At 72.9% G+C, this 22,040-nt stretch carries 17 protein-coding genes; 9 read left to right on the forward strand and 8 right to left on the reverse strand.

Features of this window, described 5'->3' with window-relative positions; translation table 11 throughout:
* Nucleotides 1-3: 3 nt before the first annotated feature.
* The 5 genes from OG519_RS21580 to OG519_RS21600 all read left to right on the forward strand — a co-directional run bounded on the left by OG519_RS21580 (nt 4) and on the right by OG519_RS21600 (nt 10,523).
* Complete coding sequence (locus tag OG519_RS21580) at nt 4-1,923, forward strand: protein kinase domain-containing protein (RefSeq protein ID WP_405586414.1); 1,920 nt, start codon at nt 4-6, stop codon at nt 1,921-1,923.
* 343 nt (nt 1,924-2,266) lie between these two features.
* Nucleotides 2,267-4,270, forward strand: coding sequence for a protein kinase (locus OG519_RS21585; RefSeq protein ID WP_405586416.1), 2,004 nt, complete (start codon nt 2,267-2,269; stop codon nt 4,268-4,270).
* A gap of 433 nt (nt 4,271-4,703) precedes the next feature.
* On the forward strand, nt 4,704-6,350 hold the full coding sequence (locus OG519_RS21590; RefSeq protein ID WP_405586417.1) for a serine/threonine-protein kinase: 1,647 nt from the start codon (nt 4,704-4,706) through the stop codon (nt 6,348-6,350).
* A 492-nt stretch (nt 6,351-6,842) separates the two neighbouring features.
* On the forward strand, nt 6,843-8,507 hold the full coding sequence (locus OG519_RS21595; protein WP_405586420.1) for a succinic semialdehyde dehydrogenase: 1,665 nt from the start codon (nt 6,843-6,845) through the stop codon (nt 8,505-8,507).
* A gap of 78 nt (nt 8,508-8,585) precedes the next feature.
* Complete coding sequence (locus OG519_RS21600; RefSeq protein ID WP_405586421.1) at nt 8,586-10,523, forward strand: GMC oxidoreductase; 1,938 nt, start codon at nt 8,586-8,588, stop codon at nt 10,521-10,523.
* 312 nt (nt 10,524-10,835) lie between these two features.
* Here the strand turns inward: OG519_RS21600 and OG519_RS21605 are convergent, their stop codons facing one another.
* On the reverse strand, nt 10,836-11,243 hold the full coding sequence (locus OG519_RS21605; RefSeq protein ID WP_405586423.1) for a chorismate mutase: 408 nt from the start codon (nt 11,241-11,243) through the stop codon (nt 10,836-10,838).
* A gap of 312 nt (nt 11,244-11,555) precedes the next feature.
* Between OG519_RS21605 and guaA the strand changes: the two genes are divergently transcribed.
* Nucleotides 11,556-13,148 (forward strand): glutamine-hydrolyzing GMP synthase, encoded by a 1,593-nt coding sequence (guaA, locus tag OG519_RS21610; RefSeq protein ID WP_405586426.1) that lies wholly within the window; start codon nt 11,556-11,558, stop codon nt 13,146-13,148.
* A 243-nt stretch (nt 13,149-13,391) separates the two neighbouring features.
* Nucleotides 13,392-13,928 carry a DoxX family protein gene (locus OG519_RS21615; protein WP_405586429.1) on the forward strand — a complete coding sequence of 179 codons (537 nt, stop codon included), beginning with the start codon at nt 13,392-13,394 and terminating at the stop codon, nt 13,926-13,928.
* Here OG519_RS21615 and OG519_RS21620 read toward each other — a convergent pair.
* Complete coding sequence (locus OG519_RS21620) at nt 13,888-14,109, reverse strand: hypothetical protein (protein ID WP_405586431.1); 222 nt, start codon at nt 14,107-14,109, stop codon at nt 13,888-13,890. The genes OG519_RS21615 and OG519_RS21620 overlap by 41 nt on opposite strands.
* Complete coding sequence (locus OG519_RS21625) at nt 14,106-15,410, reverse strand: PspC domain-containing protein (RefSeq protein WP_405586434.1); 1,305 nt, start codon at nt 15,408-15,410, stop codon at nt 14,106-14,108. Before OG519_RS21625 ends, OG519_RS21620 begins: the two co-directional genes overlap by 4 nt.
* Before the next feature lie 166 nt (nt 15,411-15,576).
* On the opposite strand from OG519_RS21625, the gene OG519_RS21630 reads away from it, so the two are divergent.
* Nucleotides 15,577-16,896: a PspC domain-containing protein gene (locus OG519_RS21630; RefSeq protein ID WP_405586437.1), complete on the forward strand. Its 1,320-nt coding sequence runs from the start codon at nt 15,577-15,579 to the stop codon at nt 16,894-16,896.
* Nucleotides 16,893-17,666 carry a LuxR C-terminal-related transcriptional regulator gene (locus OG519_RS21635; RefSeq protein ID WP_405586440.1) on the forward strand — a complete coding sequence of 258 codons (774 nt, stop codon included), beginning with the start codon at nt 16,893-16,895 and terminating at the stop codon, nt 17,664-17,666. The genes OG519_RS21630 and OG519_RS21635 overlap by 4 nt, the downstream gene beginning before the upstream one ends.
* 125 nt (nt 17,667-17,791) lie before the next feature.
* Here OG519_RS21635 and OG519_RS21640 read toward each other — a convergent pair whose 3' ends face one another.
* From OG519_RS21640 to OG519_RS21660, 5 genes are all read right to left on the reverse strand, one after another.
* Entirely contained in the window at nt 17,792-18,121 is a 330-nt protein-coding gene (locus OG519_RS21640) for a hypothetical protein (protein WP_405586441.1), read from the reverse strand.
* A gap of 268 nt (nt 18,122-18,389) precedes the next feature.
* Nucleotides 18,390-18,839: a VOC family protein gene (locus tag OG519_RS21645; RefSeq protein ID WP_405586444.1), complete on the reverse strand. Its 450-nt coding sequence runs from the start codon at nt 18,837-18,839 to the stop codon at nt 18,390-18,392.
* A gap of 84 nt (nt 18,840-18,923) precedes the next feature.
* On the reverse strand, nt 18,924-19,349 hold the full coding sequence (locus tag OG519_RS21650; protein ID WP_405586447.1) for an ester cyclase: 426 nt from the start codon (nt 19,347-19,349) through the stop codon (nt 18,924-18,926).
* A 183-nt stretch (nt 19,350-19,532) separates the two neighbouring features.
* Complete coding sequence (locus tag OG519_RS21655; protein WP_405586449.1) at nt 19,533-20,609, reverse strand: C40 family peptidase; 1,077 nt, start codon at nt 20,607-20,609, stop codon at nt 19,533-19,535.
* Nucleotides 20,610-21,018: 409 nt separating this feature from the next.
* Entirely contained in the window at nt 21,019-22,014 is a 996-nt protein-coding gene (locus OG519_RS21660; protein WP_405586452.1) for a LysR substrate-binding domain-containing protein, read from the reverse strand.
* Nucleotides 22,015-22,040 lie beyond the last annotated feature (26 nt).

A 22,040-nucleotide genomic window follows, 5' to 3' on the forward strand; every position in this document is an offset into this window, starting at 1 on the left:
CCCATGAGCGAGGTCGAAGGTACCGACGGACGTCTGCTCGCGGACCGGTACCGTCTCGGCGCGGTGCTCGGCAAAGGCGGGATGGGCACGGTCTGGCGAGCGGTCGACGAGACACTCGGCCGCAGCGTCGCCGTGAAGGAACTCCGCTTCCCCGGCGACGTGGACGACGAGGAGAAGCGCCGCCTGGTCACCAGGACGCTGCGCGAGGCCAAGGCCACCGCCCGGATCCGCAACTCCGGCGCCATCACTGTCTTCGACGTGGTGAAGGAGGACGACCGGCCGTGGATCGTGATGGAGTTGGTCGAGGGCCGCTCGCTCTCCGACGCCATCCGTGAGGACGGCCCGCTGACCCCCAAGCGCGCCGCCGAGATCGGTCTGGTGCTGCTCGACGTGCTCAAGGCCGCCCACGCCGAGGGCATCCTGCACCGCGACGTCAAGCCGTCCAACGTGATGATCGCCGACAGCGGTTCCACCCAGGACGGAGCGGCCGGCGGCAGCCGGGTGGTGCTCGGCGACTTCGGTATCGCGCAGATCGACGGCGACCCGTCCGTCACCTCCACCGGCATGCTCGTCGGCGCCCCCTCGTACATCTCGCCGGAGCGGGCCCGCGGCCAGAAGCCTGGGCCGCCGGCCGACCTGTGGTCGCTCGGCGCCCTCCTCTACGCCGTGGTCGAAGGCCACCCGCCGTACGACAAGGGGTCGGCGATCGCCACCCTGACCGCGGTGATGACCGAGCCGGTCGGCCCGATGACCAACGCCGGGCCGCTCGCCGAGGTGATCAAAGGCCTGCTGATCAAGGACCCTGAGCAGCGGCTGACCGAGCCCAAGGCCCGCGCCATGCTGACCGCCGTCGCCACCGCGCCCGAGCGTCCGGTGGCGCCGCCGGCGCCGCCCGCCGACTCCCGCACCATGGTGCTGCCCGTCGACCCGCAGCCCACCCCGACCGACGCGCCGCCGTCCATCGTGGCGGCCGCCGAGGACCAGGCCCGGGTAAGGGACGCGCTCCGCTCGGTGCGCAAGGCCGCCACCAAGCCCCGGCCCACGCCGGCGCCCGAGCCCGGCACCCCGCACAACGCGCCCGCCCCGCCGCCCCGCGCGCCGCTCACCGACGTGGTGTCCCGCCGCACCCTGGCCATCGTGGTCGCGGCGCTGGTCATCGCCATAGTGGGTACGGTCATAGGCCTCGCGATCGCCAACTCCGGTGGCGGCGGGGACAGCAAGGACGGCGCGGCCAAGCCCGGCGCCACGCCGTCGCTCTCGCACTCCGGCGACGCCGCGGGGCCGTCGAAGACGCCGCCGGCTTCCGCCACCACGTCCGGCACGTCCGGCACCGCCGGCACCAGCGCCTCTTCGACGCCGTCCACGCCGAAGCCGCCTGCCGGGGGCACGGCGACGGACAAGGGTGAGGACACCGGCGGCAAGGGTGGCTCGGGCAGCTCGGGTGGCTCAGGCGGCGGCGACGATGTGCCGAGCGGCTACCAGACGGTGACCAGCGGCCAGTTCCACTTCTCGATGGCGCTGCCGGCGGGATGGCACCAGACTGGCGAGGCCGGACAGGGCTCCGGCGCCATCTACAGCGCGCACGGCGGATATCCGCGGGTGCAGGTCGACTTCACCGGCAAGCCGGGCAAGGACGCGAAGGCTGCCTGGCAGGCCGAGGAGCCGGCCATCGCCTCCCAAAGTGATGACTACCAGCGGATCTCCATCGAGACGGTGAACTACCGGGACTACCGGACCGCGGCGGACTGGAACTTCTACCGTACGGAGAACGTGGGGAAGGTGCGTGTGGTGAACCGGGGCTTCGTCGTGGACGACACCCACGCGTACTCGATCATGATCTCGATCCCGGCCGCGGACTGGGACAGCGCCGCGTCCGTCAAGATGCGCGACACGTTCTTCGGGACGTTCAAGTCCGTCAAGTGATAGCGCCTGACACCGACCACCACCGCCTGACACCCCGGCCGCCGGTCTGCTCCCGCTCACGGAAGCACAGGGGGAGTACAACCGGCGGTGAAGGGGTAAGCAGGTACACGGCTCGAACCGGGACAGGGTTCGCACCTCGCGAAGAGTCCCAAGTATGGCCGCGCACCACGTATGGTGAGTAACTGAGGACTGTCCGCATCCGTATCCGGCTCCCTTCGGATCGGGGCGGCGTTCAACGGGACCGAGTGGGACCGAGCGGGACCTAGTGGGTCCGAGCGAGACCGCACGGGCCCGAACCGCACAGTTGCCGCGGGAGTTGGACCGGGGCCGAGAGGGGGGCACCGTGGAGGAGTACGCAGGGCGGGTGCTCGCCGAGCGTTACCGGCTGCCCAGGCCGCCGGCCGACGAGTTCGAACTGGTCGAGACCCGCGCCTTCGACACGTACAGCGGGCAGGAAGTGCTGGTCCATCAGGTGCTGCTGCCTGATGTGGTGACCGCGGAACTGCCCGGCGAGGGGCGGCAGTCCGCGGATCCGGAAGGGCTGGGGGAGAGCGCCCGGCGGGCACTGGACGCGGCCCGCGCCGCCGCCGCGATACCCGACCACCCCCGGCTGGTGCAGGTCTTCGACATCTTCGTCGAGGGCGGCAGCCTGTGGATCGCGAGCGAACTGGTGTCCGCCCGCCCGCTCGCCGCCTACCTCGCGGACCGTCCGCTCGACGCGTATCGCGCCGCGGAGGTCGCCTCCGACGTGCTCGCCGCGCTGCGGGCCCTGCACACGCACGGCTGGACCCATCGCAACGTCACCGCGAGCACGGTGCTGCTCTGCGACGACGGCCGGGCGATGCTCGGCGGACTCGCCTCGGGCGCCGCCCAGGAGGCGCTGTGCGGTTACGACCCGCTGCCCGAGCAGGTGCTCGCCGGCGGCGCCGAATCCTCCTGGCACGGGCCCGAGTCCGCGCTGGAACAGGAGCGGGCCCGGCAGAACCGCATCACCGTGGTGGGCGCGGTCACCGAACGCTGGGCGCCGGAGCAGGCCCATGAGGTGCACGAGAACTGGCGGTTGTCCCCGCCGGTCGGCCCGCCCGCAGACCTGTGGGCCCTCGGCTCGCTGCTCTTCCGCAGCGTTCAGGGCCACCCGCCCTATCCCGAGGACAGCGCCGCCGAGCTCGTCCAACTCGTCTGCGCCGAGCCGCCCGCTTACGCCGAGGAGTGCGGCCCGCTGCGGCCGATCGTCGAGTCGCTGCTGCGCCCCGACCCCGAAGAGCGGCCCGAGGCGGAGGAGTTGGGCGGCTGGCTGCGGTCCCTGATCCGTTCCGCGCCCGAACCCGAACTCGGCACCGAGACTGTCCAGTTGCCGGCCGACCCGACGAAGCTGCCGATAAAGCGGCGCCGGGGCGAGCTGGTCCGCAGGCGGCGCGCCCGGGCCGCGGCCGCCGCTGCCGCCGCCGACGCGTCGGCCGCCACGCATCGGCGGCACGCCCGCGGCAAGCAGGCCAAGGCGGTCAAGGTCAAGCGGGAGAACGCCCGGCCCGGCGAGCCGCGGCAGGAGCAGCTTCGCCAGGAGCAGGTGGTGTCGCGCCGCCCCGACCGGCCGGCCGAAGGGGGGCCGCGCCGGCTCGGCGCGCGGCTGCTGGTCGCCGTGCTGGTGGTGCTGGCGGCCGTGGTGCTCTACGCGATGCTGGTGCTGCCGCACAAGAGCGACTCGACGGACTCCAACGGTGATCGGCCGGTGCCGGCCGAGATGCCCGGCTCCGGCGGCAGCGACCACACCGGCAAGTCGCCCACCGCGCGGCCGACCACCGCCAAGCCGTCTCCCCGGCCGACCCCCAAGCCGACGACCAAGGCGCCGACTACCCCGCCCCAGCACACCGCGCAGCCGCCCACCGCGCCTCCCGACCTCGGCGCGGACTTCGCGATGCACACCGACTCCGCGGGGTTCACGGTCGCCGTGCACACCGGGTGGGCGCGGTCGGGCAAGAACGCGAAGGACGAGGTGCGGTTCACCGGCAGCGACCTCGGGCTCACCGTGGTCCCCGGCCGGGACAAGGCCTCCGGCGACACCAGTGACCCGCTGGCGTACCAGCTCGTCGAACCCGAGCTGGCCGACTTCCGCGCTTCCTCCTGGTCTTCGGCGGCCGGCCTCCAGGCACTCACCCTCCGCGGCCACCCCGCCGCCGAGGGCGAGTACACCTGGCGCGACACCAACGAGCAGAGCGTTTACGCCCGCAACTTGGCGGTTCTCATCAACGGCCACTACCACGTCGTCCTGATCATCGGCCCCGACGCGGAACGCGCGGCGGTCCAGCGGGCGTTCGACAAGGCCGTCGAAACCTACACGCCGCGCTAGCCCCTACGCGGGGTGCGTTTGCGGCTGGGGGTGCGATGGGGTTTGGGGGCGCGGGGAACTGCGCGAGGGCGACCACTGCTCGGGGTGCCCTTGCGGGGGTGGGTGCTTCGGTGTTTTTCCGGGTGCCGCCCGGTGGTGGGTTGCCCGCGCAGTTCCTCCCCCAGAGCTTCGCCTGGGGGTACCCCCAGCGACCCCTGTCGGGGCTGGGATGTGCTTCCGGTTGCGCGATGGCTTCTGAGCTCGGTGGAGCTGCCGGGTGCGAGTTGAGTCTTTCAGGGGCGCGAGGAACTGCGCGAGGGCGACCACTGCTCGGGGTGCGTTTGCAGGCGGGGGTGCGATGGGGTTTGGGGGCGCGGGGAACTGCGCGAGGGCGACCACTGCTCGGGGTGGGATAAGGGCGGGGTCAGAGACAGGACTGCGGCATCATGGCCGTATGGGGAGTGACGGGGGCCGCACCACAGCCGCAGCGCAGCCGCAACACGCCATCGCGGGCCGCTACCGAATTTCCGGCCGGCTCGGCCGCGGCGGCATGGGCACGGTCTGGCGCGCAACCGACGAACTACTGCGCCGCCAAGTCGCGGTCAAGGAACTGCACCTGCCGCAGGCAGGCCTCACCGAGGCCGACGCGGCCAAACAGCGGGACCGGGCCCTACGCGAAGCCCGCGGCGTCGCCCGGGTCCGCCATCCGCACGTCGTCGTGGTCTACGACGTGGTGGAGCAGGACGGGCGCCCGTGGATCGTGATGGAGCTGGTCGACGGCCGGTCGCTGGCCGACGTACTCGCCGAGGATGGCCCGCTCGATCCGCGGCAGGCGGCCAGGATCGGCGCGGCCGTGGCCGGCGCGCTGCGGGCCGCCCACGATCACGACATCCAGCACCGTGACGTCAAACCCGCCAACGTGCTGATCGAGCACCACCCGGCCGGTGGCGGCCGGGTCGTACTCACCGACTTCGGCATCGCCCGCGTCCCCGGCGCCCACACCATCTCCGAGACCGGCGCCTTCGTCGGCTCGCCCGAGTACACCGCGCCCGAGCGCATGTCGGGCCGCCCGGCCGGCCCCGCGTCCGATCTCTGGTCGCTGGGCGTACTGCTGTGCGCGGCCGTCGACGGGCAGTCGCCGTTCCACCGGGAGTCGATCGGCGAGATCGTGCACGCGGTCGCAATCGGGGACATCCACCCGCCGGCCGCCGTGGGGCCGCTGCTGCCGGTGGTCAGGGGCCTGCTGGAGCGGGACCCGGAGCGGCGGATGGGCGCCGCCGACGTCCAGACGGTGCTGACGGCGTATGCGGAGGCGGGGATCGAGCCGCCGACCCCGAAACTCCCGGTGCCCGCGCTCGTTCCCGCGCCCGCCTCGTCGGCCGCCGAGGCCGTCCCCCCGGCGCCGCCCGCCGAGCCCACGGCGGCCCGGACGCCGCCCCGCCGGTCCCGGGGCCGGATCGCCATGGCCGTGGTCGCCGCGACCGCGATCGCGGTGGTGGCGGGCGCCACGGCGGCCCTGCTGGTCACCCGGGCCCGGAGCGAGGACCGCTCGGACGCCGGGCGCCCCCGTACGGCGGTCACCGCCCCCGCGACCTCGCGAACCCCGCTCACCCCCGGGACCACACCCTCTCCCGCACCGTCCGCCGTGCCGTCCCTCCCGGCCGGGTTCGAGCGGATCAGCGATGAGAAGGGCTTCTCCGTGGCCCTTCTCCGGGGCTCCCGCCGCGACCCGCAGGGCCCACGGACGTACTACTGGTCGCCCGGCGACGTCTTCCGCTTCGGTGAGCGTGAGCAGGCCCCTGATCCGCGCGGGCCCTACGCGGTGATGCGCGACCAGGACCTCGCCGCTCCGACGTCGCCGGTCTACCCCGGATACCGGGACGGGGTGATCACCCGGACGACCCAGCATGGGCAGGACGCCGCGCTGTGGGAGTTCACCTACGACGGCTTCGCCGACGGCGCCGGCCCGCGCCGCACCTTTGATCTCTGCTGGACGGAGGAGGGGCGGATGTACGACATATGGGTTTCCGGCCCGGTGGCGCGGGTGGAGACCACCCGCCAGGCCCTCAACACCGCGGCCACCACCTTCCACGTCCCCTGACCCCCACGCTGGGGTGCCCACGCGCCAGGGGGTGAGTGGTTCGGCCTTTTTCCGGCTGCCCCCCGGTGGGGGTTCCCCGCGCAGTTCCCCGCGCCCCTGTCGGGCCTCGGTGGAGCCGCGGGGTGCGGATCTGGTCTTTGGGGGCGCGAGGAACTGCGCGAGGGCAAGCACTGCTCGGGGCGCCCTTAGGGCAGGGGGTGGGTGGTTCGGTGTTTTTCCGGGTGCCGCCCGGTGGCGGGTTGCTCGCGCAGTTCCCCGCGCCCCTGTCGGGGCCCGGTGGAGCCGCGGGGTGCGGATTGAGTTTTTTGGGAAGCTCGGGGTACCCCCAGGCGAAGCTCTGGGGGAGGAACTGCGCGAGGGCAACCACTGCTCGGGGTGCGTTTGCGGGCGGGGGTGCGAGAAACCGCTCGCGACGGCACCCCATCGCTCTGCCCGAGAAAACACCCTACTGACGGGTAGCCGTAAGCCCGCCGTAGTCGTAACCTCACCGGCATGACGGATTCGCCGGACCCCGCCGCGCCGCCCGCCGCCGGAGGCAGTCCCGCCGCGCCGCCCACCGCCGGAGGCAGCCCCACCGCCGAAGGCAACCCCACCGCGCCCACCACCCCGCGCGGGCCGCAGCACGTCCTCACCCCAGCGCTGCTGGCCCAGCTCACCCGGCGGGTCAAAGGGAGCGGCGTCACCGCCAACCACACCCCCCTCACCGGCGAGAAGCTGGCCGACCTCCCGGCGAGCACGCCGGACGAAGTCGCCGAGGCGTTCGATCGGGCCCGCGCGGCCCAGCCGCTCTGGGCCGCCACCCCACCGCGCCGCCGCGCCGCGATCCTGCTGCGCTTCCACGACCTCCTGCTCAGCGGCCAGCGCGAAATCCTCGACCTGATCCAGCTCGAAACCGGCAAAGCCCGCCTCCACGCCCACGAGGAAGTGCAGATCGTCGCCACGGAGGCCAGGCACTACGGCCTCAAGGGCCCCGCCTACCTGCGGCCGAAGCACCACTCCGGGGCGATCCCGCTCCTCACCAAAGCCGTCGAACTGCGCCAGCCACGCGGTGTGGTCGGCCAGATCGCGCCCTGGAACTACCCGCTGGAGCTCTCCGTCGGCGACGCGCTGCCCGCCTTCATGGCCGGCAACGCCGTCGTGATGAAGCCGGACACCGAGACCGCGCTCACCGCCCTGTGGGCCCGCGAGCGGCTGATCGAGGCCGGACTGCCCGAGGACGTCTGGCAGATCGTGATCGGCGACGGCCCGGTGATCGGCCCGGCGCTGGTCGAGCACGCCGACTACGTGTCCTTCACCGGCTCCACCCGCACCGGCCGCGAGGTCGCCCGCCGGGCCGCGGAACGGCTGATCGGCGCCTCCCTCGAACTCGGCGGCAAGAACCCGCTGTTGGTGCTCCACGACGCCGACCTCGACAAGGCCGCGGCGGGCGCGGTGCGCGCCTGCTTCGCCTCGGCCGGCCAACTCTGCATCTCCGTCGAGCGGTTGTTCGTCGCCGAGTCGGTCGCCGACGCCTTCACCGAGAAGTTCGTCGCCCAAACCGCCGCGATCCGGCTCGGCACCGCCCTCGCGTACGGCGCCGGGATGGGATCGCTCGTCGGGGAGCGGCAGTTGGCGATCGTCAGCGCCCATGTCGACGAGGCCAGGGAGAAGGGCGCCAGGGTACTCACCGGCGGCCGTCCCCGCCCCGACATCGGTCCGTACGTCTACGAGCCGACCGTCCTCGACGGCGTCGAGCCTCCGATGGCGGTCTGCACCGAGGAGACCTTCGGCCCGGTGGTCTCGCTCTACCGCTTCCGGGACGAGGAGGAGGCGATCGAGCGCGCCAACGCGAGCCCGTACGGCCTCAACGCGAGCGTGTGGACCAAGGACGTCCGCCGCGGCTTCCGCGTCGCACAGCGGCTGCGGGCCGGCACGGTCAACGTCAACGAGGCGTACGGGGCGGCGTACGGCAGCGTCCGCGCGCCGATGGGCGGCATGAAGGACTCGGGCCTCGGCCGCAGGCACGGCTCGGAGGGCATCCTCAAATACACCGAGGCGCAGACCGTCGCCACCCAGCGACTGCTGCCGATGGCGCCCACCCGCGGCATGGACGACGAGGCCTACGCGGCGCTGCTGAGCCGCTCGCTGCGGCTGATGAAGACCCTGCGGATGCGCTGAGCCGCCGCGGGTCCCGCGACCCCACCCGACCCGGTCGGCGCCCCGCCGGCCCCCGGCGAACGGACCCCGGAGGACGTGATGGCGAAGGAAGACCGCGACGGCGCCACCAAAGCCGACGTCATAGCCGAAGCCGAAGTCAAAACCGAAGGCAAAGCCGACGCCAAAGCCGAAGCCGTGTCCGAACCCGGCCACGACTACGACGTGCTCGTCATCGGCTCCGGCTTCGGCGGCGCCGTCGCCGCGCTGCGGCTGACCGAGAAGGGCTACCGGGTCGGCGTCCTGGAGGCAGGACGCCGCTTCGCCCGCGACGAACTCCCCAAGAACTCCTGGGACGCCCGCAATTACCTCTGGGCGCCGGCCCTCGGCCTCTACGGCATCCAGCGCATCCACGTCCTCGGCAACGTCCTGGTGCTGGCCGGCGCGGGCGTCGGCGGCGGCTCGCTGAACTACGCCAACACCCTCTACGTACCGCCCGCCGCCTTCTTCGAGGACCGCCAGTGGGGCCACATCACCGACTGGCAGCAGGAGTTGGCGCCCTACTACGACCAGGCGCGGCGCATGCTCGGGGTGCGGCTCAACCCGACGCTGACCCCCTCCGACGTCCATCTCAGGGCCGCAGCCGAGGAGATGGGGGTGGGCGACACCTTCCACCTGGCACCGGTCGGCGTCTTCTTCGGCGACGGCCAGGACGCCGCCGGCGCGGTGCGGGCGGCGCCCGGCGAGGAGGTCGCCGACCCGTACTTCGGCGGCGCCGGCCCGGCCCGCAGGGCGTGCGTCGAGTGCGGCGAGTGCATGACCGGCTGCCGCCACGGCGCCAAGAACACCCTCAACGAGAACTATCTGTATCTCGCCGAACGGGCCGGCGCCGTCATCCACCCGATGACCACCGTGGTGGACCTCACCGAGGACCGGGGCGGCGGCTACCGGATCACCGCGGTCCCCACCGACCGGCGCAAGAAGGGCGCCCGGCAGGTGCTGCGGGCCGGCCGGGTGGTGGTCGCGGCCGGCACCTACGGCACCCAGACACTGCTGCACGCCATGCGCGACACGGGCCGGCTGCCCGGCATCTCACCGCGGCTCGGCGAGCTGACCCGGACCAACTCCGAGTCCCTGGTGGGCGCGCAGACCTCGCCGCGCCGCTACCGCAGGCGCCACCCGGACCGCCCGCTGGACTTCACCCGGGGGGTGGCGATCACCTCGTCCGTACACCCCAACGACCACACCCATATCGAACCGGTCCGCTACGGCCGCGGCTCCAACGCGATGGGCGGCCTGTCCACCCTGGCCGCCCCGTACCGGGGAAAGCTGCCGCGCTGGCTGGAGTTCCTCGGCTATGACCTCCGCCACCCGCTGCTGACGCTGCGCTCGCTGTCCACCTACCACTGGTCGGAGCGGACCATCATCGGCCTCGTCATGCAGACCAGCGACAACTCGCTGACCACCTTCCGGAAGGCCAAGGGCGTCGGCAAGGGCCTGCTCACCGCACGCCAAGGGCACGGCGCGCCCAATCCGACGCACATCCCGGAGGGCGCGGCGGCGGCCCGGCTGCTCGCCGCCGAGATCAACGGCTTCGCGGGCAGCAATGTGGGCGAGGCCACCGAACGGCCCCTGACCGCTCACTTCCTCGGCGGCTGCCCCATCGGGGAGGACGCCGAGCATGGCGTGATCGACCCCTATCACCGGCTCTACGGGCACCCGGGCATCTCGGTGGTGGACGGTTCCGCGGTGTCGGCGAACCTTGGCGTCAACCCGTCGCTGACCATCACCGCGCAGGCCGAGCGGGCGATGGCGCTGTGGCCCAACAAGGGGGACGCGGATCCGCGGCCGGCCCAGGGCGCGGCCTACCGGATGATCGCCGCGGTACGCCCGACGGCCCCCGCGGTGCCGGACGCGGCCTTCGGGGCGCTGCGGCTGCCGCTGCTTCCGATACCGGTGGTGCCGCCGCCCGCGGGCGCGGGCTCCGCAGAGCGGTCGGTCCCCGGCGTCCCTGGCACCGACCGCCTCTTTGAGCCGTGACCGGGCGGCTGTCCCCTGCCGTCCGGTCACTGATGCCCGTGCGAGGTCCCACGGCGGGTGCACGACTGCACCCGCCTCATCGCACCGGCCGCACCCCGCCCAGCTGCGTCTGGGCGGTGTCCTGTTCCACGCGTGGTGTTGGGTGACCGCCCCTGGCTGACACGGACACTTCCTCCAACGAAGCGCCCGCTGGGCGGTCACGTGCCGATCGGGTGATCCCCCTGAAAGGGTTCGCCTTTGGCCGTGTCGGCCCGGCTGCCGCCGCCGGCACGCTGCCGCTCGGGCCCCGCCTCAGCTCGGCCCGGCTGCCGCTCACGCCCGGCCGCGGGACAGTTCGAGCAGCGTCATGGCGAGCGAGGTGCCGCACCGGCCCATCGCGTTGCCGTAGGTCCGCAGCACCTCCATCTCCCGGTTCAGATGCAGCCGCCGGCCCCCGGCGTCGATCCTGGCGGCCTGGATCTCACCGGACAGCGCCACCCGCTCCTCGATGAGGGCGATGATCCGGGCGTCGAGATCGTCGATGTGACGCCGCTTCTCGGCGATTAACCGGTCCGTCTCCTCGGCGCCCCCGGCGCCCCCGGCGCTCCCGGCCGTCCCTGCGGGCTCGGTGTCCCTGACGGCCCCGGCGGCCCCTGCGGTCCCGGCTGCCTCGGGCTCCCCGTCGGGAACGCCGGCCGGGCCGGGGGTCGGGATGGCGGATCCTGCTGCGGTCTCGCTCACATCTGCTCCTCGGATCGTTGGGCCACGGTCCACGGCCTGGGGCAGACGCGACAGGCGCCCCCGGGCCGATGGGCCGGGGGCGCCTGGTAAGTCGCTTGTCAACAATTCACGCGACGCGACCGTGGCAGCCGGACCGGCCGGTGCCATAGCTAAAGTAGAAGCGCGTCTGCATGGCGTCAGTATGGACCACCTCCCGGGGCCGTACGCAAGCCCCCACGCCACCCAGGCGTCCGCCGTCGGGGCCCGCCGTGCCCGGTAGACTCGGCGTAGATCCCGTAGCAATACCCCGCAGCAACCGCCGGAAGGCCGCCCGTGGCATCAGCGACCCCAGCCGCCCCCGACCGCACCCCGGACACCGTCCTGGTCGTCGACTTCGGGGCGCAGTACGCCCAGCTCATCGCCCGCCGGGTCCGCGAGGCCCGGGTCTACAGCGAGATCGTGCCGTCGACCATGCCGGTGGCGGAGATGCTCGCCAGGCGGCCGCGCGCGATCATCCTCTCCGGCGGTCCCTCGTCGGTCTACGAGGAGGGCGCCCCGACGCTCGACCGGGCGCTGTTCGAGGCCGGCGTCCCGGTCTTCGGCATGTGCTACGGCTTCCAGCTCATGGCCACCACGCTCGGCGGCACCGTCGACAACACCGGCGCGCGGGAGTACGGCCGTACCGCTCTGGCGGTCGCCAAGCCCGGCTCTACCCTCTTCGAGGGCACCCCCGCCGAGCAGTCGGTGTGGATGTCGCACGGCGACGCCTGCTCGGCCGCCCCCGAGGGCTTCACCGTCACCGCCGCCACCGAGGTCGTCCCGGTCGCCGCCTTCGAGGACGACGCCCGGCGGCTCTACGGTGTGCAGTACCACCCCGAGGTCCTGCACACCACCCACGGCCAGCAGATCCTCGAGCACTTCCTCTACCGTGGCGCCGGCATCAAGCCGGAGTGGACCACCACCAACGTGGTGGACGAGCAGATCGCGCTGATCCGCGCCCAGGTCGGCAGCAGTCGGGCCATCTGCGGCCTGTCCGGCGGCGTGGACTCGGCGGTCGCCGCGGCCCTGGTGCAGAAGGCCATCGGCTCCCAGCTCACCTGTGTCTACGTCGACCACGGTCTGATGCGCCAGGGCGAGACCGAGCAGGTCGAGAAGGACTTCGTGGCCGCCACCGGCGTCCAGCTCAAGGTGGTCGACGCGAGCGAGCGGTTCCTCGCCGCGCTGGCCGGCGTCAGCGACCCGGAGCAGAAGCGGAAGATCATCGGCCGGGAGTTCATCCGGGTCTTCGAGCAGGCGCAGGCCGAGATCGTCGCCGAGGCGCCGGGCGACCACCCGGTGGAGTTCCTGGTGCAGGGCACCCTCTACCCGGACGTCGTCGAGTCCGGTGGCGGCACCGGCGCCGCCAACATCAAGTCCCACCACAACGTCGGCGGCCTCCCGGACGACCTCCGATTCCGGTTGGTGGAGCCGCTGCGCAAGCTCTTCAAGGACGAGGTGCGGATGGTCGGGCAGGAGCTCGGCCTGCCGGCCGAGATCGTGCAGCGGCAGCCGTTCCCCGGCCCCGGCCTCGGCATCCGGATCGTCGGCGAGGTCACCCGTGAGCGGCTCGACCTGCTGCGGGAGGCCGACGCCATCGCCCGCGAGGAGCTGACCGCCGCCGGCCTCGACCGGGAGATCTGGCAGTGCCCCGTGGTGCTGCTCGCCGACGTCCGCTCGGTCGGTGTCCAGGGCGACGGCCGCACCTACGGTCACCCGATCGTGCTGCGGCCGGTCTCCTCCGAGGACGCGATGACCGCCGACTGGTCCCGGCTGCCTTACGACGTGCTGGCCCGGATCTCCACCCGCATCACCAACGAGGTCAAGGACGTCAACCGGGTCACGCTGGACATCACCAGCAAGCCCCCGGGCACCATCGAGTGGGAGTAGCCCCCGCCGGTCGGGGCTCGACGGGCTCCCGGGGCTTACCGGCATCCCTGGGCTGCCTGGTCCCGCTGGGCTCCCTGGACCCGGTGGCGCCCCGCCGCGCCGGGCCCGATGCCGGAACCGCCCGAAAATACCGCCCTTCGCGCTGAACCACAGCCCGGGGGTGTACGTATGTCCCGGTGAACGTGTCCGTTCCGGACCATCGCCCTCACCGGGGGGCGCGGACGGCCGGAGAGGCGGAAGACGATGCTTGAGGTGTGGCGGGAGACCGCTCGTCGCTACGCACTGCTGCCGTTGCGGATTTTCCTCGGCGTGACCTTCATCTACGCCGGGCTCGACAAACTGACCAGCGACACCTTCTTCACCGACTCGGCCAACGGGTCGCTGCTCCAGATCCTGCACGGCGCCAAGGGCGGTGCCGCGATACCGGCCATGATCGACCTGGCGCTCAAGGCGCCGCACGGCTTCGGCTACGCCATCGCGCTCGGCGAGCTGGCGGTCGGTCTCGGCACCCTGTTCGGGCTGCTCGGCCGGGTGGCCGCGCTGGGCGGCGCGCTCATCTCGCTCAGCCTGTGGCTGACGGTGAGCTGGTCCACCACGCCCTACTACTACGGCAACGACCTGATGTACCTGATGGGCTGGCTGCCGCTGGTGCTGGCCGGCACGCCCTACCTCTCGCTCGACGCGCTGATCAAGCAGCGGCGCGGCGCGGAGCGGACGGCGGAGCCGGTGGGCGCGACGGTCATGGACGCGGCCGGCGCACCCGGCTCCGTACGCCCCTGACGCCCTGGGTGACGATCGCGGTCGCGGCGGCGAGGACCAGGCCGGCGCCGGCCAGCGGGATCGACCGGGCGGGCTCCGACAGGTCGAGCACGCCGCAGAGGTCCAGGATGAAGGCCGCCATGATGCTGAGCAGCACCAGGCCCATCACCAGGGCGGCCGGCTCGAAACGGTGCCGCTTCATCGGATGACCTTCAGCCGGCCGACCCCGATGTTCACTTCGAGGTCGATGGTGCCGGCCGGCTCGGCGCCGGTCACCGGCTGGTACGTCAGCGAGGTGTGCTGGTTGTGCTGGAGGTGGTGCATGCCGTCCCCGTCCTCTCCCTGGGGCCCGGGCAGTTCGGCCTGGCCGAGGCCCAGATCGTAGTCGAGCCGGATGACGGCGTCCGTCGGCAGCTTGACCACGGCCTGGCCCGCGCCGAGCCGCAGCTGCGTCGAGACCGTACGGCCGCCGAGCGCGAGCCCGGTCAGGTCGAGGGTGCCGGTACCGGTGCCGCGTTCGTACACCGGCAGCAGCGCCGCCGTGGTCGCGGGGCGCCAGGTGGCGCCGCCCACGCCGTGGCCGGTCTTCGGCAGCGCCGCCGCCACGATCAGTCCGGCGATGGTCAGCAGCGAGAAGAAGACGGTGCCGCCGCGGGCCCGGCCGGCGAAGGAGGCGATCACGAAGGCGGCGCCGAGGACGCCGAGGGTCGCCGACAGGCCGATCTCCACGCTGGTGCCGACCGGCTCACGGGGCCAGGAGACGCCGACCCCGACCGCCGCCGCCGTCACCGCGCACAGGAAGACCCCGAGGCCGAAGGGCCAGGAGTCGTGCTCCTGGCGGCGGACTTCCCTCTTCCGCTGCCGCCAGGCCGCCCGGTCCTGCTCGCCGTAGGGTCCGTCGTCCGGCCCCCACAGATACGGCGGCTCCTTGGTCAGCGGCTCCCGCCACCAGGACGCCGAACCGCCCGGCTCCGGCGGCGCCTGAACGGCCGGCGGCGCGTCCGCCACCACGCTGGCGACCTCGGGGGAGACCGCTTCCGGCAGCTTTTTGCGCTGCTGCGACCAGTAGACGGCGCCGATCGTGCCGGCCAGCAGCAGCACCGAGAACGCCTGGTTGGTGCCGTTGCCGATGGTCGAGGCGTACAGGCCGCAGCCGACCAGCGCCATCAGTACGGCGGTCAGCGGCGCGCCCTCGATCCGGCCGGAGAGCAGCCGGTGCGCCTCGCTCTCCGACTCGCCCTCCTGCGGGATGACCAGCCAGCCCATGCCGTAGATGATCAGACCGATGCCGCCGGTGAGGGAGAGCACGACCAGCACGATCCGGAAGATCACCGGATCGACCTCGAAGTAGCGGCCCGCGCCGTCGCAGACGCCGGCCAGCACCTTGCGGCTGCCGTGGCCCCGGGCGAGCTTGGGCCGGTCCGTGCTGGGGCTGCCGTCGGCGTCGGTCCCGGGGGCGTGGGTGTCCCCGGGTGCGGCGCCGGTCGCGGGCTGGTCCGTCATACGACCATGGTGACCGGTCGGCGGACCGCCCGGCACCCTCCCCGACCCTGGTACGTCCCTGATCCGTCCCCTGGGGGCGGCCCGGGTCCTGGCCGCTGCCCGGGGTGGGGGATGGCTGGGGACAACCCTGATTCCCTCCGCGCGGCCACTGTGTGACGATCGGGGCATGGCAGCGAGCAGTCCGCCCACGGCGGCGCGTACGGGCGCGCCCCCGGTCAACCCGGGGCCGACCGGGGCGTCCTTCCTCTCCCCGCCCGACCCCGCGGAGGCCGGCGCCCGCAAGCTCTACCGCAGCTCCGAGGGGCGGATGGTGGGCGGGGTCGCCCGCGGACTCGCTGGGCACATGGGCCTGCCGGTGCTGTGGGTGCGGGTGTTCTTCCTGGTGCTGTCGATCTTCAACGGCATCGGGCTGCTGCTCTACGCCGTCTTCTGGTTCTTCGTACCGCTCGGGGTCGGCGGCGTCGCCGAGGCGAAGGAGCCGCGCAACGCCCGGGCCTGGCTGGCCGGCAAGCGCCCGGACAAGGGTCAGATCATCGCGCTCATCGCGCTCGCGATCGGCACCGGCATCCTCGTCGACAACCTCAACCTCGGCGCCGCCAACCGCGCGGTGTGGCCGCTGCTGGTGATCGCGCTGGGCGTGGCCCTGGTGTGGCGGCAGGCCGACAACGCCCGCCGGGCCCGTTGGGTGGAGATGAGCCACGGCAAGCGGTTCTGGCCGCTGGCCCGGGCCGCCGCCGGGATCGTGCTCGTGGTGGCCGGTGTCACCGGCTTCATCGTGGTGCGCGGCTCCGGCAGCCACCTCGGCGGCATCCTCCAGGCCGCGCTGGCGGTCCTCGTCGGTGTCGCGCTGATCGCCGGACCGTATCTCGTCCGGCTGACGCAGGATCTGTCCGCCGAGCGGCTGATGCGGATCCGCGCCCAGGAGCGGGCCGAAGTCGCCGCCCACGTCCACGACTCCGTGCTGCACACCCTGACCCTGATCCAGCGGAACGCCGAGGACCCCCGCGAGGTGGCCCGGCTGGCCCGCGCCCAGGAACGCGAACTGCGGGCCTGGCTCTACCGCCCGGAGGGCACCGGCCGCGACGACGAGCCGACCACGCTCGCCGACGCGGTACGGGCCGCCGCGGCGGAGGTCGAGGACGCGCACGGGGTGCCGGTCGAGGTGGTGTGCGTCGGCGACTGCCCGCTGGACGACCGGCTGGTGGCCCAGATGCAAGCCGCGAGGGAGGCGATGGTGAACGGGGCCAAGTACGGTGGCGGTGTCGCCGTTCAGGTCTACGCGGAGGTGGAGGGGGCCAAGGTCTTCGTCTCGGTCCGCGACCACGGTCCCGGCTTCGACCTCGACCAGGTACCGGATGACCGGATGGGTGTCCGCGAGTCGATCATCGGACGGATGCAGCGCAACGGCGGGCAGGCGCGGCTGCGTCCGGCGCCGGGTGGGGGTACGGAAGTGGAGCTGGAGATGGAGAGGGTGGCGGCGGCATGAGCGTTTCCGACGGCGGGACGAGTGGGGCCAGCGGCGCGGGCAGTACGGGTGGGGCGGGCGGCGGGGGCGGCGGCTTTGGCGGTCCTGGCGGCGCGGCCGGCGCCGAAGCGCGCCAGGTGCGGGTGGTGCTCGTGGACGACCACCGGATGTTCCGCACCGGAGTGCAGGCGGAGATCGGCACCACCGCGGAGACCGGTGTCGAGGTGGTCGGTGAGGCGGCCGACGTCGACCAGGCGGTGGCGGTGGTCGCCGCGACCCGGCCCGAGGTGGTCCTGCTCGACGTGCACCTGCCCGGCGGCGGCGGGGTGGAGGTACTGCGCCGGTCGGCCGCGCTGATGGCCGACCCGGAGCGGCCGGTCCGCTTCCTGGCGCTGTCCGTCTCCGACGCGGCCGACGATGTGATCGGCGTGATCCGCGGCGGTGCCCGGGGTTACGTCACCAAGACCATCACCGGCCCCGACCTGATCGACTCGATCTTCCGGGTCCGGGACGGCGACGCGGTCTTCTCACCGCGGCTGGCCGGTTTCGTGCTCGACGCCTTCGCCTCCACCGACGCCCCGCCGGTCGACGAGGACCTGGACCGGCTCACCCAGCGGGAGCGGGAGGTGCTGCGGCTGATCGCGCGGGGGTACGCGTACAAGGAGATCGCCAAGCAGCTTTTCATCTCGGTCAAGACGGTGGAGTCGCATGTCTCGGCGGTGCTGCGGAAGCTGCAACTGTCGAACCGGCACGAACTGACGCGGTGGGCGACCGCCCGACGGCTGGTCTGAGGGGACCGGGGCGGGGCCGGATCCGGAGTCTTTGAGCCCAGGATTGCGCCCGGAGCTCCGGACAGCGGGGGCGCCGGGCAGCGGGCCTCCGGACAGCGGAAGCTCCGGGCAGAACGGCTCCGGGATTACCGGGCGCGGTGGGACCGCTCGCACTCGTCCGGCCAGAGCATCGTGTAGCTCGGGACCCGTACCGCGCGCTGCTCGACCGGCGTGTCCAGCGACTCCATCGGCGCGTCCGCCGGCACCGAACAGTGCCCGAGGTGGATGCCCACCAGACAGCCATCGCACCAGAAGGCCGCGTATCCCACCCGATCGGCGGCCCGCCCGGTGAACATCAGCCGCAACTCGTCCGCCCCGCAATTCGGGCACTCGGTGTGCGCGGGCCCCGGCAGCGCCTTGCAGTGCTGCTCGTACGCCGCCACCCACGCTCCCCAACTGGCCGTCAGAGCTTGCATCCCCGACCTCCCGCCGGTCTGCTCACGCCGGTTCCGAACGACAGCCGACACTACGCCGCCTCCGTACCGGATGCCCCGCATTCGGCCGTCCCCGATCCGAACCGTGACCTGAGACCGGCACGAAGGTCGATATTCGGATACTAAGCTCCCGCCGCCCCAAACCCCGCGATCCCCGGCGTGACGCGAAGAACGTGTTCCAGGAGGTAGGGGCTAGGAAGTAGGGGATCTCCCGGCCCTCGTCCAGTGGCGCTCGGGCAGAGCACGCTCATCAGTCCGGCGGGCTCGGGTCGGCGTAGACGCCGTGGAGGAGGCCGGTCGCCTGGCCGACCTCGATGAGGTAGCCGTCGGGGTCGCGCATGTAGCAGCGGATCTCGGCTTTGCGGTCGATGGGCGGGGTGAGGAATTCCGCTCCCTTGGCGCTCCATTCCCGATAGCACTGCTCGATGTCCGCGACCCGGAGATTGAGGAAACTCGACACCGTATTCGGTTCTTCCGGCGTCCGCAGGGTCACCTCGGGTTTGTCGGGGGTGGGCCCGCCGCCCGGGTTCATGATGAGCCAGCTATTGGCGAGCTGGACGATGCACGGATTCTCCGCCAGCACCACGGTGCCGCCGAGCACATCGGCGTAGAACGCGCGGGCCCGGGGTACGTCGCCGACGGTCAGAAAGTGGGTGACCACGATCCCGGTCTCCGGGGTGGGCAGTCCTTCAGATGGCATCGCGACCGTTCCTCTCCGCGTATCTGTCTGTCGGCGGATACGGGGAGACCGCGTATCCGCATCGGTGCGTGCTCCGCGCGACCCTCAGCCCCCGGCCAGGCCGAGCTGTTGCAGCATCCCGAGTTCGTCGCTGCTTCCCCACCGCTCGACCAGCTTTCCGTCGGCGAACCGGCTGATCTGCATCCCTCGGTAACTCACCGTCCGGCCGGTCGGCGGATGCCCGAGCAGCGAGCCGAGGTTGGTGCCGGTGATGGTGTAGGCAAAGGCCAACTCGTCTTCGGTGGCCACGAGATGCTCGACCTCGACATGCAGATCGGGAAAGGCGGACCGCAGTTCGCCGAAAAGCTCCTTGTACCCCTCGGGGCCCGGCCCCTGCCCTGGCCCGGGGTCGTGGTCGACCGCGTCGGCCGCGACGATCTCCTCGAAGGCGTCGAGATCACCGCTGGCGACGGCCTCGCCGAAAGCGGCCTGTACGGCGATATTGCTTGCTTCGCTGCTCTCTGCTGACATGGGTGCTCCCCGGCCGCGCGCCGACCAGCGGCCTCCTGGGCCGACTGCGAAATCCACGCACTTATGCCTATTGCGACGGTACGCCGAATGGCCGACCCCGGCATCTCCGGCCCGGACGGGCCACTACCGGGCCGCCACCCGCCCGAGCCCTTTATTCAGGGCGCCGCCTCAGGCAGGCAGGGGTCAAGCGGGGCGGGTTGCTCCGGCGAAGGGCATTTGGGTGATGGGGGCGATGCGGACGGGGGAGCCGGGGTGGGGGGCGTGGATCATCTCGCCGTTGCCGATGTAGAGGCCGACGTGGGAGATACCGGAGTAGAAGAAGACGAGGTCGCCGGGGCGGAGCTGGGACTCGGTGACGCGGGTGCCGGCGTTGATCTGGGAGTAGGTGGTGCGGGGGAGGGAGACGCCGGCGGCGCGGTAGGCGGCCTGGGTGAGGCCGGAGCAGTCGTACGCGTTGGGGCCGGTGGCGCCCCAGACGTAGGGGAGGCCGAGGGCGCGGTAGGCGAAGGCGATGGCCTCGGCGGCGCGCGCGGAGGAGGCCGGGGGCGCGTTCAGCGGCGGGCGGCTGAGGGACCGGGACGCGGTGGCCGCCGAGGACTGGGCGGCGGTCGGGGACGTACCGGCGTCGGCGTTGATCGCGGCCCGCTGGGCGGCGGTGAGGCGGGTCAGCAGGGCCCGCGCCTGGTCCAGCTTGGTCTGGACGGCGCGCTTGCGGTCCGCGAGCCGGTCCTGTGCCTCGCGCAGGGTGGCGAGCTTGCCGCCGGCCTGGGCCCGAGTATGGGCGATGTCCCGCTGTTCGGCGGTGAGTTGGGCCAGGGCGGCGCTCTGGTGCGAGCCCAGCCGGTCGAGCAGCGAGGCCCGTTCGAGATAGGTCTCGGGCGAGGAGCTGAGCGTGAGCTGCACGGCGGGGTCGATGCCCCCGCCGCGGTATTGCGCCGCGGCCATTGAACCGAGCGCGTCCCGCGTGGTGTTGAGCATCGCCGTCTTGCGGGCCAGCTCGCCTTGGAGGGTGGCCACCGCGGTGCGGGCGGCGGCTGCCTGCGTCTTCGCGCCGTTGTAGTCCTCGGTCGCCTGCTCGGCCTGCCGGTACAGCGTGTCGACCTTCGCCTTCACCTGGCGCAGGGTCGGCTGGGGCTCCGCCTGGCCGGTCTCGCCCAGGAGGGTGACCGAGGCGGCCGAGGCGAGGGCCAGGGCGAGGGCCATCCGCGACACGGCGAACCGGGTCTTGCGTAAGTGCGGGTCGCGACTGTGTGAGGCCATGGCGGCCGTCACTCCTTCCGGGCAAGTCGTCCAAGGGGTCCGGCTGGTCCGAACGGACCGGCCGATGGCGCCGGCGGCGCCCCGCACGGGGGTCGGGCCGCCGCCGGGCCTGCGGCAGGAGGCCTGCCGTCGCTTTCACGACGGCTGTGGGTCGGCCACCTGCCAGGCGAAGCTAGACCAGTCCGGGGGTCCGTGTGACCCCTGTGACCGGCACTGCCCCCTTTCGCCCAGGTCCGGTCAGAGATGACCGCTGTTCGACGGGTGACCCGCCCACATCCTTGCGCGCCATGACCGATGCCCCGGTGCGCCGCTCTGCCGCGCCGGGCGCTGCTATGGCGCAAAGCCGGGCGCCGGTTCCTGGCGGAACCACGCGCTCGGCGGTGGCATGGCGTGGCGCTGCGCGACTCGCTCAGGGTCCGCCGAGCAGATCCGGCGGCACCGCGTCGCGGAAGGCGGTGGCTGTCGCGGTGACCGCGGGGTGCCGGCCGGCGCCGGCCCGGAAGGCGATCATGGTCCGCCGCCGTATCGGCAACCGGGTCAAGGTGACGGCGGGCACGGCGTCCACCACAGCGAGCCGCGGCACGACGGCGACGCCCTGCCCGGCCGCGACGAGGGCCAGTACGGCGGCGAAGTCGTCCACCTGATGGCGTATCCGAGGGGTGAACCCGGCGGCCTGGCAGGCCCGGACGGTCATCGTGCGGCACAGCGTCCCCGGACTCGCGGTGATCCAGGGCGCGTCCCGGAACAGGCCGATGACCGCATCCCTGGCCGAGTGCGCCGTACCGTCCACGGGGCCGCCAGCCCCGCCAGTCCCGCCGACCCCGCCAGCCCCGCCCGACGAGCCACCCGAGCCGCCCGGCACCCCGCCCGCCCGCTCCATCGACGCCAGATACATGGACTCCGTGCAGAGCGGCTCGGTGGCCAGCCCCGGTTCGGCCGGCAGCGGCACGAAGTCGTACGCGTGGATCAGCGCGACATCCAGGTCACCCGCGCGCAGGGCCCCGCCGACCCGGGCCGGGTCGATCTCCGAGACCATCGGTTCCAGGCCCGGGTGCCGCGCCGCGAGCGCGGTCAGCGCGGCGGGGACCATCACCCGGGCGGCGGAGGGAAAGGTCCCGATACGCAGCGGGCCTGCCAGGCCGTCGCGGGCGCCCGCCAGTTCGGCGGCGGCCTGTTCCAGCCGCTCCAGGACGGCCTCGGCGTGGCGGACCAGACCCCGCGCGGCAGGAGTGAGGACCACCCGCCGCCCGGTCCGCTCCAGCAGCGGTACCCCCGCCTCGCGTTCGAGCGCGCTGAGTTGCTGGGAGACCGCCGACGGGGTGAAGGCGAGCGCCTCGGCGACCGCGGCGATGGTGCCGCGCGAGGAGAGTTCCCGCAGGAGACGCAGACGTCGGACGTCGAGCATCACCGCAGCTTACGCTGGGGATCGGA

Source organism: Streptomyces sp. NBC_01190, assembly GCF_045039895.1.
Classification (GTDB): domain Bacteria; phylum Actinomycetota; class Actinomycetes; order Streptomycetales; family Streptomycetaceae; genus Actinacidiphila.

What these genes read in the sequence shown, in the direction of transcription:
- OG519_RS21580 (WP_405586414.1), top strand. Translation starts at nt 4, where the DNA reads ATGAGCGAGGTCGAAGGTACCGACGGACGTCTGCTCGCGGACCGGTAC.
- OG519_RS21590 (WP_405586417.1), top strand. Translation starts at nt 4,704, where the DNA reads ATGGGGAGTGACGGGGGCCGCACCACAGCCGCAGCGCAGCCGCAACAC.
- OG519_RS21595 (WP_405586420.1), top strand. Translation starts at nt 6,843, where the DNA reads ATGACGGATTCGCCGGACCCCGCCGCGCCGCCCGCCGCCGGAGGCAGT.
- OG519_RS21600 (WP_405586421.1), top strand. Translation starts at nt 8,586, where the DNA reads ATGGCGAAGGAAGACCGCGACGGCGCCACCAAAGCCGACGTCATAGCC.
- OG519_RS21615 (WP_405586429.1), top strand. Translation starts at nt 13,392, where the DNA reads ATGCTTGAGGTGTGGCGGGAGACCGCTCGTCGCTACGCACTGCTGCCG.
- OG519_RS21620 (WP_405586431.1), bottom strand. Translation starts at nt 14,109, where the DNA reads ATGAAGCGGCACCGTTTCGAGCCGGCCGCCCTGGTGATGGGCCTGGTG.
- OG519_RS21625 (WP_405586434.1), bottom strand. Translation starts at nt 15,410, where the DNA reads ATGACGGACCAGCCCGCGACCGGCGCCGCACCCGGGGACACCCACGCC.
- OG519_RS21630 (WP_405586437.1), top strand. Translation starts at nt 15,577, where the DNA reads ATGGCAGCGAGCAGTCCGCCCACGGCGGCGCGTACGGGCGCGCCCCCG.
- OG519_RS21635 (WP_405586440.1), top strand. Translation starts at nt 16,893, where the DNA reads ATGAGCGTTTCCGACGGCGGGACGAGTGGGGCCAGCGGCGCGGGCAGT.
- OG519_RS21640 (WP_405586441.1), bottom strand. Translation starts at nt 18,121, where the DNA reads ATGCAAGCTCTGACGGCCAGTTGGGGAGCGTGGGTGGCGGCGTACGAG.
- OG519_RS21645 (WP_405586444.1), bottom strand. Translation starts at nt 18,839, where the DNA reads ATGCCATCTGAAGGACTGCCCACCCCGGAGACCGGGATCGTGGTCACC.
- OG519_RS21650 (WP_405586447.1), bottom strand. Translation starts at nt 19,349, where the DNA reads ATGTCAGCAGAGAGCAGCGAAGCAAGCAATATCGCCGTACAGGCCGCT.
- OG519_RS21655 (WP_405586449.1), bottom strand. Translation starts at nt 20,609, where the DNA reads ATGGCCTCACACAGTCGCGACCCGCACTTACGCAAGACCCGGTTCGCC.
- OG519_RS21660 (WP_405586452.1), bottom strand. Translation starts at nt 22,014, where the DNA reads ATGCTCGACGTCCGACGTCTGCGTCTCCTGCGGGAACTCTCCTCGCGC.